This is a genomic window from Paenibacillus sp. LS-5 (assembly GCF_056121505.1).
The window spans coordinates 485,071-501,803 of sequence record NZ_JBWAVA010000001.1 but is presented as its reverse complement, the minus strand read 5'-3'; the positions used below and the strand labels follow the sequence as shown (position 1 = coordinate 501,803).

Below are 16,733 nucleotides of genomic sequence, written 5' to 3'. Positions count from 1 at the left end.
GGGAAGACTCTTCGAGCGGGAGAGTACTGATCTGGTAACCAAAGCAGTCCGCCCTCTACCACAGAGGGGGGCGGACTGCTTTGGTTTGCCCAACAAATCTCCTTATAAGCTGCTGATAACGATATTACGCAGCTTGCGGGTAATCGGCAGCGTGCCGGCATCTTTTTTCTGGATCATAAAAAGCACGGTCAGACCATCTAGAGGACTATTGCAGAAATACGCCCCAAGCCACCCATCCCAGCCATATTCGCCTTGGCCGCCGATTACTCCGGCTTTCCCGGTGTCGATCATGATGCGCATCTGGTTACCGTAGCTGTGGCCTTGCAAGGAATGCCAAGTATCGAACCCTTTTTGCTGCCAATCGCTTAATCGTGCTGAAGTCATATATTGAACGGTTCTAGGCTTGAGCAATTGAACGCCCTTATAGCTGCCCTGATTCATAAGCATCGTCGTAAATTTAGCGGCATCGTCAATCGTAGAGACAAGTCCCGCTCCGCCCGACTCGAATGCCGGTTCCCGGTCCATGTGGTGGAAGATACCGAGATGACTGTCCGTGTACGCCTTCAATCCGCCTTCACCATCATCCTGATAGACTTTGGCAAGACGAACTCTTTGTTCTTCTGACAGCCAGAAACCGGTATCTTTCATTCCCAGCGGCTCAAATATCTCCTTGTTCAGAAATTGCCCATAACGTATGCCGCTAACCGTCTCCACAATCGCACCAAGGACGTCCGCCGACGTTCCGTATTGCCAGAATGATCCCGGCTCGAACGATAGGGGACCTTGACCCAGGCGGTTCGCAAATTCCATTGTGCTCATTGGATCTTCACCGTATAGACGGCTGCCCAGATCCTGGAACAAAGCATCTGTGTACTGTCCCGCTTTATCGGTTCCGCCGTATACCAGTCCAGAGGTCATATTCAGCAAGTCGTGAATGTTGACTTCCCGGGTAACAGGCTTCAGTTCACCATTTATCTCGACCTGTTGGTTTTTGAAACCCGGAATATACTGGCTGACAGGATCGAATAAATCGATATCCCCACGCTCCAGCAGCATCATGATGGAAGTGGCGGTAACCGGCTTTGTCATCGAGTATAGGCGGAAGATTGAATTTCTTGATATAGCGCGACCTGTCTCATGGTCGGCCATTCCGTCCTCATGATAAAAAACCTCGTTGCCATTCTTGATCACCATGAAGTTAGCACCGGCGATCTCCTTGTTGTCGATACTTTTTTTAAGCGTTTTCTTCAGTTGGTTGATAATGTTTAGGTCCAGCATGTCTTTTATGACTCCCTCTCCCAAAATTATTCGCTACAGAGAATTTTAAACGCTTTTGGACCGGCTGTATAGTATACTTATAGGCTCCTCTCTAAAAGCACCCCGACTTGTTTTGCCATTTCGTGCGGTGGATGGGGCATCCCATTCCTGATCCACCATTCAATGACTCCAACGTACGCAGTTCCTGCATATTGCAACATAACATCATCACTCAAATCCGCATTCTTATCGCTTTCCCTGTCAATCTCACCCTGGAAGCCTTTCATAAATGAAGCCAAGAGCCGTGTCCGGAAAGAAGAGGGGGTGCCTTTACTTGCTAACATCGTTGAAAAAAACAAATAATTTTTCTCGAAATATTCAAAATAAGGTACCAGCGCATCGACCCAATTCATCTCACATGCCCATTTATCCATCTCACCTAACTCATTAATATGAATTTCTATGAGCTTATCCAATAAATCGAATTTGTCCTGATAATGAAGATATATGGTTCCACGGTTGACATTCGCACGGTCTGCAATCTCCTGAATGGTAATGTCGTCAAAGTTCTTCTCAGTCATGAGTTCAATGACAGCCTTTTTTAAGGCTTCCTGGGTTTTAAGTATTCTGCGATCCACTTTGCCCGTCAATATTTACACCAAACTTTCTTAGATAATGAATATTATTGATTAATGTGTTGATAAATCAACATAATACGTCTTTTTGATCCTTGCACATAGAATTCTACCCTATATAATAATTGACATGAGTTGATTAAACAAATTTAGTTTACTATTTCCGGTTGGGAATATCGTAACTGTATGTTGGAGTTTCACTAAGAAGTTAACCGTGTAAGTCTTAAGGTGAACTCATAAGTAGGATTATCTGTTTTCGGATTTGTTCAACTGCCATGTTTATTCAATAAACCAATTCGCAGGAGGTTTTACAATGATTACTGTTAACGCACGTGCTACATTCAGCCAGGAAGGCCCCTTCCGGCTGACCACGATAGAGCGCAGAGAGCTACAGCCACATTATATTCTGATTGAGATTAAGTTCGCAGGGATTTGCCATTCTGACATTCATACAGCACGGGGCGAGTGGGGGCCAGTAGAATATCCTCTTGTTCCAGGGCATGAGATCGCAGGGATTGTTACACAGGTAGGTTCAGAGGTTACAAAATATGCTATTGGCGACCGTGTTGGGGTTGGCTGTATGGTTGATTCCTGCCGGGAATGTGATAACTGCCATAAAGGGGAAGAGCAGTACTGCCTCAATGGAATGACAGGAACCTATGGGGCTGTCGATAGGTATGGGCAATTTACACAAGGAGGTTATTCCACACATATTGTAGTTACTGAAGATTTTGTAGTTCGAATTCCTGACGGTATTGAGCTGGATGCCGCAGCACCATTGTTGTGTGCAGGGATCACGACATACTCGCCACTGCGCCATTGGGGAGCTGGTCCTGGCAAAAAGATAGCTGTTGTAGGACTTGGAGGGCTTGGACACCTGGCCGTAAAAATAGCGCATGCCATGGGGGCAGAAGTAACGGTTCTATCTCAATCATTGAAGAAGAAGGATGATGGTCTGAAGCTTGGGGCGGATTATTATTATGCCACAAGTGACCCGGGAACATTTGCAGAGTTGGCTGGTTCGTTCGACCTGATTGTGAATACCGTGAGTGCGGGTATTGATATTGGTTCCTATCTTTCGTTATTAGCGCTGGATGGTACTCTTGTCAATGTAGGCGCTCCAGCGGAGCCATTGCCAGTTAACGTATTCTCACTTATCGGCCACCGCCGTTCGTTTGCCGGATCTATGATTGGTGGCATTCGGGAAACCCAGGAAATGTTGAATTTTTGTGCGGAACACCATATCGCTCCTGAAATTGAGATTATTTCTGCCGACCAAATTGATGAAGCTTGGGAGCGCGTGTTAGCCTCAGATGTCCGGTATCGATTTGTGATCGACATCAGCACGATGGAGAAAGAATAATCACGGGTATTGAATACTAACAAAGAAAGAATCTGCTACAGAAATAGCAGATTCTTTCTTTGTTAATGATTATATTTGGAAATGTATTAGGATTTACTTACACTCACATCATCGATGATCCCTTTGCGGAGGTATGCCTCGATAGTACCGTTAGTAAGCTTTGACAGTTGAATAAGACTGTTATGGGACATTTTAGCCCATGCCTTGATGTCTTCAAAGAATCCTTGATCAGAGGCCGTTACTTTTAAAATTTGCCCGACCTGTAGCTGGTCGATATTTTTTTTCACTTGAATGATCGGCCCTGGACAGCAGAGTCCACAGGCGTCAATGACTGCATCAGCATTCAAATTGTCCATAGCAGTCAATTTATCATTTGAAGCCGTATTTTTGTTTTGCGGAACATATTTGCTGATCTGATATGTTTTGTAGCCACCTGTCAAATTCTTCACCTTGAACCCTTTTTGGGTTAAGATCCGGGATGCAGTATAGCCCCTCAAGCCAACCTGGCAATAGACCCATATTTCCTTAGCGGGATCTAGTTCATCCAGGCGATTACGCAGTTCATCGACAGGAAGGTTAATCGAACCTTCGATATGCCCATTTGCATGCTCCAATTCGCTTCGTACGTCCACAAGTATTGTGGAGTCCAAATTCCGGCTGGCTAAATCACCAGGTACAAATACTTCACTCATTCCGTTAATTACATTCTCTGCCGTGTATCCGGCCATGTTAACCGGATCTTTAGCCGAGGAATATGGAGGAGCATATGAGAGTTCCAGTTCAGTTAAATCTGTAACTGTGCCCTTAAAACGGATCACCGTGGCAATATCATCAATGCGTTTGTCTACTCCGTCAAAGCCTACAGCTTGCGCACCCAAGACTCTGCCATCCATATTAAACAGAAGTTTTATGGATATTGGAGTGGCTCCAGGATAATAGGAAGCATGGGAGTTGGGATGTACATAGATAACACGATACTGTATACCAAGTCGCTGCAGGGTTTTCTCATTATTGCCGGTAGATGCACCAGTCAAGCCGAAGACCTTAATAATGGATGTACCTTGAGTCCCTTTGTATGTGGTACCTAATCCACTGACATTGTCTGCAGCAATCCGACCTTGTTTATTGGCAGGTCCTGCCAAGGGGACGGCTGACTTATGTCCGTTAACAAAATCCACGATTTCTACAGCATCACCTACCGCGTAGATATCTTTAATATTCGTTTCCATTCTCTCGTTAACCAGGATATGCCCTTTAGGTCCAAATTCCAGACCGCTATCTTTCAGGAACGATGTATCCGGCGTAACTCCGATGGCCAGCAGGACAATTTCACTTTGTAAAACCTTACCGCTTGCAAGGTGGACCTGAATCTGCTCGCCAGCCTCCTCAAAGCTCTGCACCATGTCGGAAAAAATTAGATTTACTCCATGATTCACGAGTTCTTTGGATAATACGGCTGACATTTCGGAATCGAAGGGAGCCAATAGTTGAGGGCCTGCCTCAATCAGTGTTACTTCCAGCCCGGCTTCCTTCAGGTTTTCCGCCATTTCCACTCCAATAAATCCACCGCCAATTACTACCGCTGAACGTGTACCTTCTTCACTCACCTTAGTTTTGATTTTGTCTGTATCCGGAATGTTCCGTAGTGTGTGAATTTTGGAACTCTCTATTCCAGGCAGAGAAGGGCGGATTGGCTTTGCACCTGGAGACAGAATCAGAGCATCATAGTTCTCCTCATAGGAGCCTAGTTCCTTACTTTGCACAACTACTTTTTTGCCAACCGGGTCAATGGAGATCACTTCACTCTGGATTCGAACATCAATATTGAAGCGTTTATGCATGGCCTCAGGCGTTTGTACCAGTAATTTGGAACGATCTTGTATGGAACCCCCAATATAATAGGGAAGACCGCAGTTAGCAAAAGAAATATAAGGGTCACGCTCAAACATCACTATATGTGCATCTTCATCCAATCTGCGCAGACGGGCTGCCGCTGAGGCGCCTCCTGCAACTCCACCTACGATTAATACTTTTTTATTCATGACTATTCCCCCTTTAATATTTGAAGCAGAAGTTTGATTCTTTCGTCTTTAACGGAATAAATAATCTCCAGGCCGTTTCTTTCAGTCTCCACAATACCTAAAGATCTAAGCTTCTGGAGGTGCTGGGAAACTGTAGATTGTGGAAGCTCCAAACATTCTTGCATATAAGTCACGTTACAACTTCCTTTATCAATGATTCCTTTTACAATACATAATCTAACCGGATGGGCTAGTGCCTTCAATAATTCAGCTGCCTGTGCATAGGTTTCAAATTGTTTGTCCATTGACTGTGAAATCACCTCGATCCACTAAAACGTTATATCGTAATATTAAGATATAGTGATATAAATTGCAATCCCTTCATTGTGTCGAAAGTATGACGGGCTGTGTGCATAGGTCGAAGTAGAAGGTTATCTAATCATTTGCTTCATTAATGAGCAAGATTATTCGTGTTTCTAGTTTGCATTATCCATATTAATAAAAAATCAATTGCTTACACACACTATTGACAAACGGGTTCAACACAATTATGATTTATCCATGCCAATACCCATAGGGGTATACGTATTATATGTTTTTAGCATCCAGATAAAATACTTCAAGGAGGTTCTGAAATTGCAAATGATTAAAACAGATCAATCACTGGATTGCAAAGGACTGGCATGTCCGATGCCTATCGTGAAAACTAAGAAAGCGATGGACCAGCTTGAAGCAGGTCAGGTCATCGAGGTTCAAGCAACCGATAAAGGCTCTCTAGCTGATATTAAGGGATGGGCAAAGAATACCGGTCATCAATATTTGGGAACCATTGAAGAGGATAACGTCCTCAAACATTATCTTCGCAAAGCCAGTCCGGATGAGATTAAGGAGCAAAAAAAATATATGCATGTGATCTCTAATGAGGAGCTTGAGAAAAAACTGGCGAGTGATGAGAAGGTGATGGTACTAGATGTTCGTGAACCAGCTGAATATGCATTTAGTCGAATTCCAAATGCGTTCTCCATTCCTCTTGGTGAACTGGAGAATCGTTGGAATGAACTCAATCGGGAAGATTCTATCTATGTTATTTGCCGAACGGGAGCACGTAGTGATCTGGTGTGCCAGCTGTTAGCTTCAAAAGACTTCAAAGACGTGCATAATGTTGAACCTGGCATGTCCGGGTGGACAGGATTAACGGAAAATAACTAATACAATAACTATAACTAAAACATTAAATGGAGGAATTAACGTAATGAGTACAAAAGTAGCTATTATCGCAAGTAACGGTGGTTTGTTCGATGCCTATAAAGTGTTCAATATTGCCACAGCTTCTGCCGCAACCGATGCCGAAGTGGCAATCTTCTTCACCTTCGAGGGATTGAATTTGATTCACAAACAGGCTCATCACCAGCTGCCATTACCGGCCGGACGGGAGCATTTTGCCGAAGGATTCAAAAATGCCAACGTTCCATCCATTCCTGAGCTGGTTGAAATGGCACAGGAGATGGGCGTCAAAATCATTGCCTGCCAGATGACTATGGATGTAATGAATTTGCAAAAAGAAGATTTTATCGAAGGAATCGAAGTCGGAGGCGCAGTAACATTCCTGGATTTCGCTAAGGATGCCAATGTCTCTTTAACATTTTAATCAAAGGAGGAACCGATACATGGAAGCTACAAAAGCACTGAGTGTAATGACAGCCAGGGAACTTACAAGATTGGTTCTGGCCAAGGAAGAGCTGTTCATCCTGGACGTTCGTAATGAAAGTGACTTTAATGACTGGAAAATTGAAGGGGAAATGATTGAGGTCATCAATATCCCGTATTTCGAACTGCTGGACGGTGTGGATCCTGCACTTGATCAAATTCCAAATGGCAAAAAGGTCCTTGTCGTATGTGCCAAGGAGGGTTCATCCAAATTCGTGGCTGAGCAGATTGTCCAGGCGGGAAGAAGTAATGTGTACTATCTGGAAGGCGGAATGAAATCATGGAGTGAGCATCTGGAGCCTGTTAAGATCAGTGATTTGAAGGGTGGGGGATCCCTCTATCAGTTTGTTCGAATCGGTAAAGGCTGCTTGTCTTATATGGTTGTATCAAACGGTGAAGCGGCCGTAGTGGATACACTCCGGATGACAGAAGTCTTCGAGGAATTTGCGAAAAGCCAAGGGGCGACGATCAAGCATACCTTAGACACTCACCTCCATGCCGATCATATCTCAGGAGGCCGGAAATTGGCGGAAAAGACCGGAGGGACCTATTGGTTGCCACCTAAAGATGCTGACGAGGTTACTTTTTCGTATGATAAATTGGAAGAAGGACAGGATATTACTGTTGGAAATACAACAATCCGGATCGAGCCGGTATATTCACCGGGTCACACAATCGGCAGTACCTCGCTTATCGTAGACGAACAATTCCTGTTGACCGGTGACATCTTGTTTATCGAATCGATCGGACGTCCTGATTTGGCCGGCAAAGCAGAAGACTGGGTCGGCGACCTTCGTGAGACACTTTATAACCGCTACAGAAGATTATCCCAGGACTTAACCGTTCTTCCGGCTCATTTCGGAAAAGTATCCGAGCTTGGGGATGGAGGGAAAGTTATGGCGAAGTTGTCGGAACTTTATGGTAAAAATCCAGGTCTGAATATTCAAGAAGAAGCAACATTCCGGCGCACTGTAACGGAAAACCTGCCACCTCAACCGAATGCATACCAAGAAATCCGTCAAACGAATATGGGGAAAATGACACCAAGTGAAGAAGAGCAGCAAGAGATGGAGATCGGTCCAAACCGCTGTGCCGTTCACGATAAATAAGAGGAGGATATAAGAAAATGCAAGTAGATCTTGTGGTCGACACGAAAGGATTAGCTTGTCCAATGCCGATCGTAAAAGCAAAAAAAGCCCTGGACGGTCTTACCACTAATCAAATCATGGAAGTGCAATCAACAGACAAAGGTTCTATCAATGACTTTCAGGCATGGGTCAAACAAACCAAACATGAGCTTATTAAATATGAAGAAGAAAATGGCATCTATAAATTCTTTGTAAAGAAGATTTAAGAAATAAGCGGACACGCATGAGCGTGTTCGCTTATTTCAAGCCATCATAAACAATTCGTACACCAAGAGAGCTATAGCTCTCCTCTTTATAATGACCTTTGGGGCATGACTTGGTACTGCAGGCAGCATTACAGTCGGCATGCAATCTATCGTTGCATACTGGGCATTTATCTTCAAAAAGAGATTTCAACACACTAAACATGCTTAATCACTCATTTCACATTAATTTACTTGGTATTATTATACCCGCATATTTCTGATCCGTATATATTTTTGTTGTTTTTTTTATCATCATCTAAAGGAAGGGGAAAGCCGATGGATATAATGCTTTTTATCGTTATGGTATTGCTTGGTCTGGTCGGTTCTTTCTTTTCCGGATTGCTTGGGATTGGTGGAGCGATTATTAATTATCCGCTGCTTTTATATGTACCCTCTCTGCTTGGGGTAGCACAATTCTCCGCCCATGAAGTGTCGTCGATTAGCATGTTCCAGGTATTTTTCGCTTCGCTTGCAGGAGTCATAGCTTTTCGACGTAAAAAAAATAATGGGGCTGTTGTTCACAAGGGTCTAGTTGTATATATGGGGAGCAGCATTCTCGTAGGCAGCCTGGCTGGAGGATACATCTCGGGGCTTCTTAATGGAGAAGTTATCAATTTGATTTACGGAATTCTTGCAGTACTAGCGGTTATCCTCATGCTTATCCCGAGAAAAGGAAGCGAAGAACGGTCGGAGCATCTAACATTCAATAAATTCATTGCAATGGGCGCGGCTTTTTTGGTAGGTATCGTCTCAGGAATCGTAGGAGCAGGGGGCGCATTTATTCTTATACCTATTATGCTTACTGTTCTCAAAATACCCACTCGTACAACCATTGCCTCCTCGCTTGCTATTGTCTTTATATCAGCAATCGGCGGGTTAATCGGTAAAATCTCGGCTGGGGGTATTCCTCTGGAGCCTACAATCTATACGGTAATCGGGAGTCTACTCGGAGCACCTCTTGGATCCAGGATTAGCTCCAAAATGAATGTTAATGTGTTACGGTATGGATTAGTCGTCTTAATTGCCCTCACGGCAGTAAAGATCTGGTCAACCATTCTATAATCATTGTCGAAATCATTCAAGAGAGTTGTTTAAAAAAAATTTCGTGCTATAATACCTATAGGGGTATATGTATATTTAATGAAAGGTGATGATCATAGATGGAATATCATTATCCGGATGAAATGAAAACACGCTTACGCAGAATCGAGGGTCAGATTCGGGGTGTCCTTCGAATGATGGAAGAAGGAAAGGCGTGCAAAGAGGTTGTCGCTCAATTATCTGCTGTGCGCAATGCATCTGATAAAGCTATTGCCCAGATTGTCGCGGAGAACCTGCATCAATGTATTGTAGCTGAACAAGCTGAGGGCAACCCAAATACCGAGAAAATGGTCAAGGAAGCCATCGCGCTTCTTGTGAAAAGCCATTAACAGAGAGTTAATGAATTAATACTAAATAGAATAAAGGAGAGATTAGCATGGCATTTAAAATTACAAAAGAAATTTCACCACAGAAGGTAGCCGCACAGCTCAAAAAAAGGGGATTCAATGATCATGCTGGATGTTCGCGAACCTGTAGAATGGGCTGAGGGACACATCGCCGGTGCCAAACATATTCCACTTGGCGTGCTTTTGGAACGGCTACATGAACTCGATCCCGCCCAAGAAACCATTGTTATGTGTCGAAGCGGAAACCGTAGCGGCTTGGCATGTGAACTGCTGACTGAAAGAGGTTTTAATGTTATTAACATGACAGGTGGACTTAATAACTGGACGGATGAATGGGTGCGTTGACTAACTTACAAGTGGATTTGCAGTAGCTGGAGCAATAATTATCAGGTGCTGCAGCCCTTAGGAAAGGACAGAGCAAGATGATCATATTATTGTGCTTTTTGACTGGAGCCATCGCTTTAAGGTTCTTGTACCAGATATGGCCCGTTCGTTCCCTTTCCTATATTGATCCTAATAATTGGGTCCAAGAAAAGGAAAGGTTAAATTTGAAAATGCTCGATGTCAGGGATGCTTCAGATTATTTGGAAGAACATATTTCCGGCTCGATAAATATATCTTTAGGACGCCTTCCTTACGTATGGCAACACGATCTGGTTCCTGACGATAGCGTACTGATTTTGTCCAACAATTGGTACCAAAGCAATAAAGCAGCAAGAATACTCCGTAAGCATGGTTTTCGTTGTCTGTTTGTAATCGAAGGTGATGAGTGGCCTGCAAAAATATGTTTTCGTAAAATAACCCAAGAAGGAGGAAGACATTGTGGACACAGGTTCAATCATTAACATTGCAGTAATTGTATTGTTGCTCTGGTTTGTTTATTCCCGTATAAGACCCGCAAAAGGATTAAAGGCGCTGAACGCTGAAGAATTTCAACATGTGATGGAGGGCAGCGAGAAAAGGATGCTCATAGATGTACGGGAGCCGGGAGAGTATAAGACCGGTTATATCAACGGTGCTAAGAACATCCCTTTATCCCAACTTTCTGGCCGATTAAGGGAAGTACCTAAGGATCAAGCTGTTTTTCTATATTGCCGAAGTGGAATGCGAAGCAAGAATGCGGCAAGAATTCTGCTGAAAAACGGTTATACAGGACTTGTTCATCTGCAAGGAGGCTTGAGCGCCTGGAGTGGTAAATTGAAGCGCTAATAAGGGATTCATCCATTTAAAATAGTATGAATAGAAAATGACATCATACACAATACTATCTGAAAATGGTTATTAAGGTGGGGAAATAGGTTGGATATCGCCTGGATATGGAAATCTGCTTTTCTGGTTGTCGTCGGGATAATACTTTTAAGAATTGCCGGGAGAAAATCAATAGCACAAATGAGTGTAGCTACGACTGTAATTATAATCTCAATCGGTACTACGATAGTTCAACCTATCGCCAATCATGAATTATGGAAGGCTGTTGGTTCAGCTGCAGTGTTTATTTTGTCCTTATTAATTATTGAATATTTACAACTGAAAATGAACTGGCTGGAAAAGTTGCTTAGCGGAAAATCAAAGATCGTGATTGAAAATGGACAAATCAATATTAATACTCTACATTCTGTCCGAATGACAGTTGATCAACTTGAAATCAGGCTCAGAGAGAAAGGGATTTCGAGCTTTAAAGATGTCAAAACCGCCACACTTGAACCGAACGGCCAATTAGGATACGAACTGATGAGGCATGCCAGACCAGTAACTATCGGGGAACTGGAACGTATGCTGGGCTTGAAGTCAGGCGACAAAATAGAAGAGGGGACTCTTTTCAAAGAAGTGAGTCAAAACCACCATGAGAGTGGGATTGACCCCACCCTGCAGTAGTAATATCTTTACTTCTCAGCTTTTAACAAAACCGCCAATTTCGCACCTTTGCTTTTTCATTACATACACTGGAAAATATGCGCTGATATTTCAGACTTTATATCAAGAAAAAGAACCGCCCCTCATAAATTAAATGAGGGGCGGTTCTTTTCGGAGCAGGCGAAGACCATGACTTGCCGGCTCTGACGGCGTCCTGGCCGAAAGTTGGGTCTATAAAGCCAGCAGGTTAAGCAGCAGCAAAAATTATGGAATTCACCTGCTCTTACTGTTAATATAAAACTTGTGTCAAAAAAAAATGAAAAGAAGGTTCTTGCAGTGAATCAACATTCGATCCGCAGACTGCTGGATACTTGGTTTGATTTCAAGTTTCGGCTTCTCGCAGGCGGCATAGCAGTAGGCATACTATCCGGTACGGTGGTTGTAATGTTTCGTTATGTATTGGAGGAAGCGCTCAAGCAGTCTTTGGTCTTTTATCAGTATCAGAGAAATCACTTATGGGTTGTACCCGGATGGCTGGCGATTCTGATTCTGTCCGGATGGTGTACAGGTATGCTTGTAAAGAAACAGCCTGGTATTTCGGGAAGCGGCATCCCTCAGGTGAAAGCCGTGTTGCAGAACCGACTGCAACTCAACTGGTGGAAAGCGGTAACCTCTAAGTTTTTCGGGGGAGCGGTAAGTATTGGAGCCGGATTATCCTTGGGAAGAGAAGGTCCTTCGATTCAAATCGGCGCTCTGGTTGCTGAAGGCTTCAGCCGGATATTCCATAAATCGAAGACGGAGACACACATCCTAATCACATGCGGTGCAAGTGCGGGGCTTTCGGCCGCCTTCAATGCGCCAATCGCGGGCGTTATTTTCGCCTTGGAAGAAGTACACATGAATTTTTCTCCACTCATTATGATCTCTGCTTTAACCTCGTCACTGGTCGCCGATTTTATTTCAAAGGAGTTCTTTGGACTAACCCCCGTATTTAACTTTTCCGGAATTGGAACGCTGCCGCTGGCCGATTACTATCATCTGGTCCTGTTGGGATTGCTGGTCGGTGTATCTGGTATTTTCTTTAATAAAGGCTTATATTTTTTTCAGGATCTGTATCAAAAGATAACCTGGATTCCTTCACAGGCCCGTCCGATCATTCCGTTCGTTCTAGCGGGAATCCTGGGATTGACACTCCCATCAGTCTTGGGCGGAGGCAATGACTTAGTCAATGATTTAGTCTCAGATCCTTATTCTTTAACCTTTTTACTGCTTCTTCTTGCTGTGAAATTCCTATTTACCATGCTCAGTTACGGATCTTCTGCACCCGGAGGGATATTTCTGCCGATGCTTGTCATTGGAGGATTGATTGGCACCCTTTACTGTAAATTTGCAAATGGTTTACTGGGAGGAGTTCATCTTGATGAAGCTTATTTTCTTATAGCCGCCATGGCCGGATTTCTGACTGCAAGCCTGAAGGCTCCCATTACTGGCATCATCCTGATTACTGAGATGACAGGTTCCTTTACGAACCTGCTGCCTATAGGCATCGTATGCCTGGCAGCTTACATGACTGCTGAGTTTTTTCATTCCTTGCCAGTCTATGAAGTACTACTTGAAAGATTTCTGCACGGAAAAAACGCTATTGACAAGACGGATTCGAGTAAAGTCATTCTCGAGATTCCGGTCCATCAAGGATCTCTATTAGATGGAATAGGCATTGGAGAATTCCAATGGCCTGCACATTGTCTGATCGTATCCGTTAAAAGGGGAGCTGAAGAAATTATACCTACCGGGAGTGTGGTTATACGTGCGGGAGACTCGCTTATAATTTTGACAAATGACAGCCAGTCAACGCTAGTTTTGGAGGCGGTAAGAAAAGTCGCACATATCAGTTCATTTGCTTAGCTTTAGCAATGTAGGAAAGAGCAGCCATAAAAAGGCTGCTCTTTTTTTGCTTTATTGATCTTTTTCCAGTTGATTAATCAGCTCTTTCATCTCGGCGATTTCTCTCTTCTGGGACTCAATAATCCCATCCGCGATTTTCCTTACCCGGGGGTCGGAGATATTCGCTCGTTCACTTGTCAGAATGGCAATGGAATGGTGAGGAATCATGGCTTTCATCCACGCCACGTCACCTACTGTAGTCTGGCTTCGAACGAGACACAGCGAAAGTCCAAAGACAACGATACTTATGGTAAGGATTAGGGCATTCACGATCCGCTTCGTATACATTTTCCACATAAAGAGAAGCATGACTATGGCCATGGCGGAGCCCATGATCAATGCCATATATAGCCGGGTTTGGCTAAAATAAATATGATCGATTTGAAATAGATTCAAATACATTAGCCAGTACATGAGAAGTGTGGATATTATAATCATCATTCCGAATCGCACATACATTTTCATGGATATCGCTCCTTTAGGGGGTTATCTTATAAACTCTTGCTTCGTAAGGCTCAAGCATAAATGAAGGCTCCAGACGAACATTCTTAGTTTCATAGTTGGAGATAAGAAGCTCTACATCGGTCTTGCCTAGTTCATAGGGCCAAGTAAACTCGGCTTGCTCGTCGGAGAAATTCAGGAGAACGAGCATTTGTTCCTCATCCAGAGTTCGCGTGTAAGCATAGATGTCCGGATCGATCGGCTGAAGAAGCTGATATTCGCCGTAGAGCAGCACCTTGCTCTTTTTACGCAACCCGATCATTTTTTTGTAATAGTGGAAGATAGAATCCTTGTTCTTTCTATCGCGGTCCACGTTAATGTCTGGATAATTGGTATTCAACCTGATCCAAGGCACCCCAGTGGTAAATCCCGCATTTTCGGATTCGTCCCACTGTAAGGGCGTTCTGGCATTGTCCCGGCTCTTATTCCAGATGGCTTTCATAATCTCGTTGTCGGAGAGACCCTTCATTTTGGCCTGCTCGTAATAGTTGAGTGTCTCGACATCCCTATAATCCCCGATGGAAGGAAAGTGAGCATTGGTCATACCGATTTCCTCACCTTGAAAAATGTAGGGTGTTCCTTCCAGTGTAAGCATGAAAGTAGCAAGCATTTTAGCAGATTCTATACGGTATTTCGCATCATTACCGAACCGCGAGACCGGTCTGGGCTGGTCATGGTTGCCTAAATAATTAGCGTTCCAGCCTTTTCCGTGAAGTGTGGTCTGCCAGCGGCTCATGATCTTTTTTAATTCCGGTACTGTCCATGAACGTGACTGCCATTTGCCGGTACCCGGCGCTGCTGCATCCAAGGACATGTGTTCGAATTGAAACACCATATTTAACTCGTGCCGTCCATCCCCGACGTATTCCAACGCTTGTTCGGGACCGAGTCCAGATGTTTCTCCGACGGTCATAATGTTATAATCCATAAGCACTTCCTCGTTAAGTCTCTTGAGCATTACATGGACTTTCTCGAGGTTAGAGAAGAGCTGATAAGCTTGTACCACTGTTAAATGCTGGGGATTCTCCGCGTCGGGTAATCCTCTGGTTTTGACAATATGGGCGATGGCGTCAAACCGGAATCCGTCTACACCTTTCTCAAGCCACCACCGGATCATCTGGTAGAGCGACTCTACCATTTCGGAATTCCGCCAATTCAAGTCAGGCTGATGCTTGGAATAGAGATGCATGAAGTATTCTTCTGTCGTCTGGTCATACTCCCACACTGAACCGCTGAAATACGATTCCCAGTTGTTAGGGAACAGGCCGTTTTTACCTTCCCGCCAAAAATAGTAATCCCGTTTCGGATTATCCTTGGAGCTTCGTGATTCTTTGAACCAGGGATGCTGATCGGATGTATGGTTGAGGACCATATCCATCATGATTTTAAGCCCTCTCGCATGTGATTCTCTAAGCAGTTCGTCAAAATCGGCCATCGTCCCGAAATCCGGGTTGATTGCATAAAAATCGCTGATATCATATCCGTTATCTGCTCCCGGGGATTCGTAGATAGGGCAGAGCCATAAGACATCCACGCCGAGTTCTTTTAGGTAATCCAGCTTGGAGATAATGCCCCGAAGGTCGCCTTTGCCGTCTCCGTTCGAATCCATAAAGCTTGCCGGATAGATTTCGTAAACAACACATTCTTTCCACCATTTCCCCGTCAATCCTGTATCGGTCATGTCATCTCTCCTTAATGAACCAGTGTGTCAATCATTATCCTTTGCCTCCCTGAAAGGAAGGGTATTGTGTCATACCTCCGTCTGCAACAAGAGTAATCCCTGTAACATAACTGGATTCATCGGACGCCAGCCATGCCGCTACGGCCGCAATCTCTTCCGGCTTGCCGATATAACCGAGCGGGACCAGCTTCTCAACCGCTGCCCTGGCTGCCGGGTCTGCAAATTTGACCGCATTAATCGGCGTTTCAATCGCTCCTGGGGCAATATTATTGATTCTGATTCCTCTAGGCGCGAACTCCAGGGCCAGCGTTTCCGTCATTAGCTTAATCCCGCCTTTGCTGGTCGCATAATGAACAAAATGGGGCCATGGAATTTGCTCATGAACACTTGAAATATTGATGATTCGTCCCTTAATGTCATGATCCAGCATGTACCGGATGGATTCCCTGCAGCCCAAAAAAGCACCGGTCAGGTTCACATCAAGCACTCTTCTCCAGTTGTCCAGCGTCATGTCTTCCGAAGGAACTTCGTTCTCTATTCCTGCATTATTGATCATCACATCAACCGACCCGAAGGACTCGTGAGCCAGACGAATGAGTTCTTGTATATCTACTTCTTTGGAAACATCGCCTTTCAGACTGACGGCGCAGCCACCGTGTTCTGTAATTTCCTGAATGATTGGGTCCACATGTTCTTCATTACTGTAGTAATTAATGACAACATTGGCTTTCTCCCGCCCAAACCTTTGGGCCATCTCCCGTCCCAGACCGGTGGATGCTCCGGTAATGACGACAGTACGGCCTTCCAATTCCTTGTACATGTTAGCCTCCTTGCCGAGCTTCGGATTTTGTTGATAAGGGTAACACCTGTATAATAAATAGTAAGCTTGCCAACTAATTTTTAAACATTATAATTAAAAGGAAACAAGA

The 16,733-nt window shown here is 44.2% G+C and carries 18 protein-coding genes and 1 pseudogene; 12 read left to right on the top strand and 7 right to left on the bottom strand.

Features of this window, described 5'->3' with window-relative positions:
- Positions 1-102: 102 nt before the first annotated feature.
- Both AC0MA3_RS02290 and AC0MA3_RS02285 read right to left on the bottom strand, forming a co-directional pair.
- Positions 103-1,278 (bottom strand): serine hydrolase domain-containing protein, encoded by a 1,176-nt coding sequence (locus AC0MA3_RS02290; RefSeq protein WP_474655037.1) that lies wholly within the window; start codon positions 1,276-1,278, stop codon positions 103-105.
- Positions 1,279-1,355: 77 nt separating this feature from the next.
- Positions 1,356-1,907 carry a TetR/AcrR family transcriptional regulator gene (locus AC0MA3_RS02285; RefSeq protein WP_474655036.1) on the bottom strand — a complete coding sequence of 184 codons (552 nt, stop codon included), beginning with the start codon at positions 1,905-1,907 and terminating at the stop codon, positions 1,356-1,358.
- Between the two features lie 298 nt (positions 1,908-2,205).
- Here AC0MA3_RS02285 and AC0MA3_RS02280 point away from each other — a divergent pair, with 298 nt between their 5' ends.
- Positions 2,206-3,255 (top strand): NAD(P)-dependent alcohol dehydrogenase, encoded by a 1,050-nt coding sequence (locus tag AC0MA3_RS02280; RefSeq protein WP_474655035.1) that lies wholly within the window; start codon positions 2,206-2,208, stop codon positions 3,253-3,255.
- 119 nt (positions 3,256-3,374) lie between these two features.
- On the opposite strand, the pseudogene AC0MA3_RS02275 reads toward AC0MA3_RS02280, so the two are convergent.
- Positions 3,375-5,297: pseudogene (locus tag AC0MA3_RS02275) on the bottom strand (FAD-dependent oxidoreductase); the annotation flags it as partial.
- A gap of 2 nt (positions 5,298-5,299) precedes the next feature.
- Positions 5,300-5,581 (bottom strand): ArsR/SmtB family transcription factor, encoded by a 282-nt coding sequence (locus AC0MA3_RS02270; RefSeq protein WP_379152375.1) that lies wholly within the window; start codon positions 5,579-5,581, stop codon positions 5,300-5,302.
- A gap of 337 nt (positions 5,582-5,918) precedes the next feature.
- Between AC0MA3_RS02270 and AC0MA3_RS02265 the strand changes: the two genes are divergently transcribed.
- From AC0MA3_RS02265 to AC0MA3_RS02215, 11 genes are all read left to right on the top strand, one after another.
- Entirely contained in the window at positions 5,919-6,485 is a 567-nt protein-coding gene (locus AC0MA3_RS02265; RefSeq protein WP_474655167.1) for a sulfurtransferase TusA family protein, read from the top strand.
- Positions 6,486-6,528: 43 nt separating this feature from the next.
- On the top strand, positions 6,529-6,924 hold the full coding sequence (locus AC0MA3_RS02260; protein ID WP_042236621.1) for a DsrE/DsrF/DrsH-like family protein: 396 nt from the start codon (positions 6,529-6,531) through the stop codon (positions 6,922-6,924).
- A gap of 19 nt (positions 6,925-6,943) precedes the next feature.
- Complete coding sequence (locus AC0MA3_RS02255) at positions 6,944-8,092, top strand: MBL fold metallo-hydrolase (RefSeq protein ID WP_474655034.1); 1,149 nt, start codon at positions 6,944-6,946, stop codon at positions 8,090-8,092.
- Positions 8,093-8,109: 17 nt separating this feature from the next.
- The gene (locus tag AC0MA3_RS02250; protein ID WP_379152381.1) at positions 8,110-8,337 is read left to right on the top strand and encodes a sulfurtransferase TusA family protein; all 228 of its coding nucleotides are present in this window, start codon (positions 8,110-8,112) and stop codon (positions 8,335-8,337) included.
- A 315-nt stretch (positions 8,338-8,652) separates the two neighbouring features.
- The gene (locus AC0MA3_RS02245; protein WP_474655033.1) at positions 8,653-9,438 is read left to right on the top strand and encodes a sulfite exporter TauE/SafE family protein; all 786 of its coding nucleotides are present in this window, start codon (positions 8,653-8,655) and stop codon (positions 9,436-9,438) included.
- 98 nt (positions 9,439-9,536) lie between these two features.
- Positions 9,537-9,806: a metal-sensitive transcriptional regulator gene (locus AC0MA3_RS02240; protein ID WP_379152386.1), complete on the top strand. Its 270-nt coding sequence runs from the start codon at positions 9,537-9,539 to the stop codon at positions 9,804-9,806.
- Positions 9,807-9,923: 117 nt separating this feature from the next.
- On the top strand, positions 9,924-10,169 hold the full coding sequence (locus tag AC0MA3_RS02235) for a rhodanese-like domain-containing protein (protein ID WP_474655032.1): 246 nt from the start codon (positions 9,924-9,926) through the stop codon (positions 10,167-10,169).
- Positions 10,170-10,246: 77 nt separating this feature from the next.
- Complete coding sequence (locus AC0MA3_RS02230) at positions 10,247-10,669, top strand: rhodanese-like domain-containing protein (RefSeq protein ID WP_379152393.1); 423 nt, start codon at positions 10,247-10,249, stop codon at positions 10,667-10,669.
- A complete protein-coding gene (locus AC0MA3_RS02225; protein ID WP_379152396.1) occupies positions 10,647-11,033 on the top strand; it encodes a rhodanese-like domain-containing protein in 387 nt (128 codons plus the stop codon). The genes AC0MA3_RS02230 and AC0MA3_RS02225 overlap by 23 nt, the downstream gene beginning before the upstream one ends.
- A gap of 90 nt (positions 11,034-11,123) precedes the next feature.
- A complete protein-coding gene (locus AC0MA3_RS02220) occupies positions 11,124-11,699 on the top strand; it encodes a DUF421 domain-containing protein (RefSeq protein ID WP_474655031.1) in 576 nt (191 codons plus the stop codon).
- A gap of 315 nt (positions 11,700-12,014) precedes the next feature.
- The gene (locus tag AC0MA3_RS02215) at positions 12,015-13,583 is read left to right on the top strand and encodes a ClC family H(+)/Cl(-) exchange transporter (protein WP_474655030.1); all 1,569 of its coding nucleotides are present in this window, start codon (positions 12,015-12,017) and stop codon (positions 13,581-13,583) included.
- Positions 13,584-13,634: 51 nt separating this feature from the next.
- Here the strand turns inward: AC0MA3_RS02215 and AC0MA3_RS02210 are convergent, their stop codons facing one another.
- Genes AC0MA3_RS02210 through AC0MA3_RS02200 form a run of 3 tightly spaced genes read right to left on the bottom strand, consistent with a single transcriptional unit; the run spans position 13,635 to position 16,624 of the window.
- Complete coding sequence (locus AC0MA3_RS02210; RefSeq protein WP_474655029.1) at positions 13,635-14,087, bottom strand: DUF305 domain-containing protein; 453 nt, start codon at positions 14,085-14,087, stop codon at positions 13,635-13,637.
- Between the two features lie 13 nt (positions 14,088-14,100).
- The gene (locus AC0MA3_RS02205; protein WP_474655028.1) at positions 14,101-15,804 is read right to left on the bottom strand and encodes a glycoside hydrolase family 13 protein; all 1,704 of its coding nucleotides are present in this window, start codon (positions 15,802-15,804) and stop codon (positions 14,101-14,103) included.
- A 34-nt stretch (positions 15,805-15,838) separates the two neighbouring features.
- Complete coding sequence (locus AC0MA3_RS02200; RefSeq protein ID WP_474655027.1) at positions 15,839-16,624, bottom strand: glucose-1-dehydrogenase; 786 nt, start codon at positions 16,622-16,624, stop codon at positions 15,839-15,841.
- Between the last annotated feature and the right edge of the window lie 109 nt (positions 16,625-16,733).

Coding starts and splice junctions, on each gene's coding strand:
- AC0MA3_RS02270 (WP_379152375.1), bottom strand. CDS start 5,581: ATGGACAAACAATTTGAAACCTATGCACAGGCAGCTGAATTATTGAAG.
- AC0MA3_RS02280 (WP_474655035.1), top strand. CDS start 2,206: ATGATTACTGTTAACGCACGTGCTACATTCAGCCAGGAAGGCCCCTTC.
- AC0MA3_RS02205 (WP_474655028.1), bottom strand. CDS start 15,804: ATGACCGATACAGGATTGACGGGGAAATGGTGGAAAGAATGTGTTGTT.
- AC0MA3_RS02230 (WP_379152393.1), top strand. CDS start 10,247: ATGATCATATTATTGTGCTTTTTGACTGGAGCCATCGCTTTAAGGTTC.
- AC0MA3_RS02200 (WP_474655027.1), bottom strand. CDS start 16,624: ATGTACAAGGAATTGGAAGGCCGTACTGTCGTCATTACCGGAGCATCC.
- AC0MA3_RS02250 (WP_379152381.1), top strand. CDS start 8,110: ATGCAAGTAGATCTTGTGGTCGACACGAAAGGATTAGCTTGTCCAATG.
- AC0MA3_RS02210 (WP_474655029.1), bottom strand. CDS start 14,087: ATGAAAATGTATGTGCGATTCGGAATGATGATTATAATATCCACACTT.
- AC0MA3_RS02260 (WP_042236621.1), top strand. CDS start 6,529: ATGAGTACAAAAGTAGCTATTATCGCAAGTAACGGTGGTTTGTTCGAT.
- AC0MA3_RS02265 (WP_474655167.1), top strand. CDS start 5,919: ATGATTAAAACAGATCAATCACTGGATTGCAAAGGACTGGCATGTCCG.
- AC0MA3_RS02240 (WP_379152386.1), top strand. CDS start 9,537: ATGGAATATCATTATCCGGATGAAATGAAAACACGCTTACGCAGAATC.
- AC0MA3_RS02290 (WP_474655037.1), bottom strand. CDS start 1,278: ATGCTGGACCTAAACATTATCAACCAACTGAAGAAAACGCTTAAAAAA.
- AC0MA3_RS02235 (WP_474655032.1), top strand. CDS start 9,924: ATGATCATGCTGGATGTTCGCGAACCTGTAGAATGGGCTGAGGGACAC.
- AC0MA3_RS02245 (WP_474655033.1), top strand. CDS start 8,653: ATGGATATAATGCTTTTTATCGTTATGGTATTGCTTGGTCTGGTCGGT.
- AC0MA3_RS02255 (WP_474655034.1), top strand. CDS start 6,944: ATGGAAGCTACAAAAGCACTGAGTGTAATGACAGCCAGGGAACTTACA.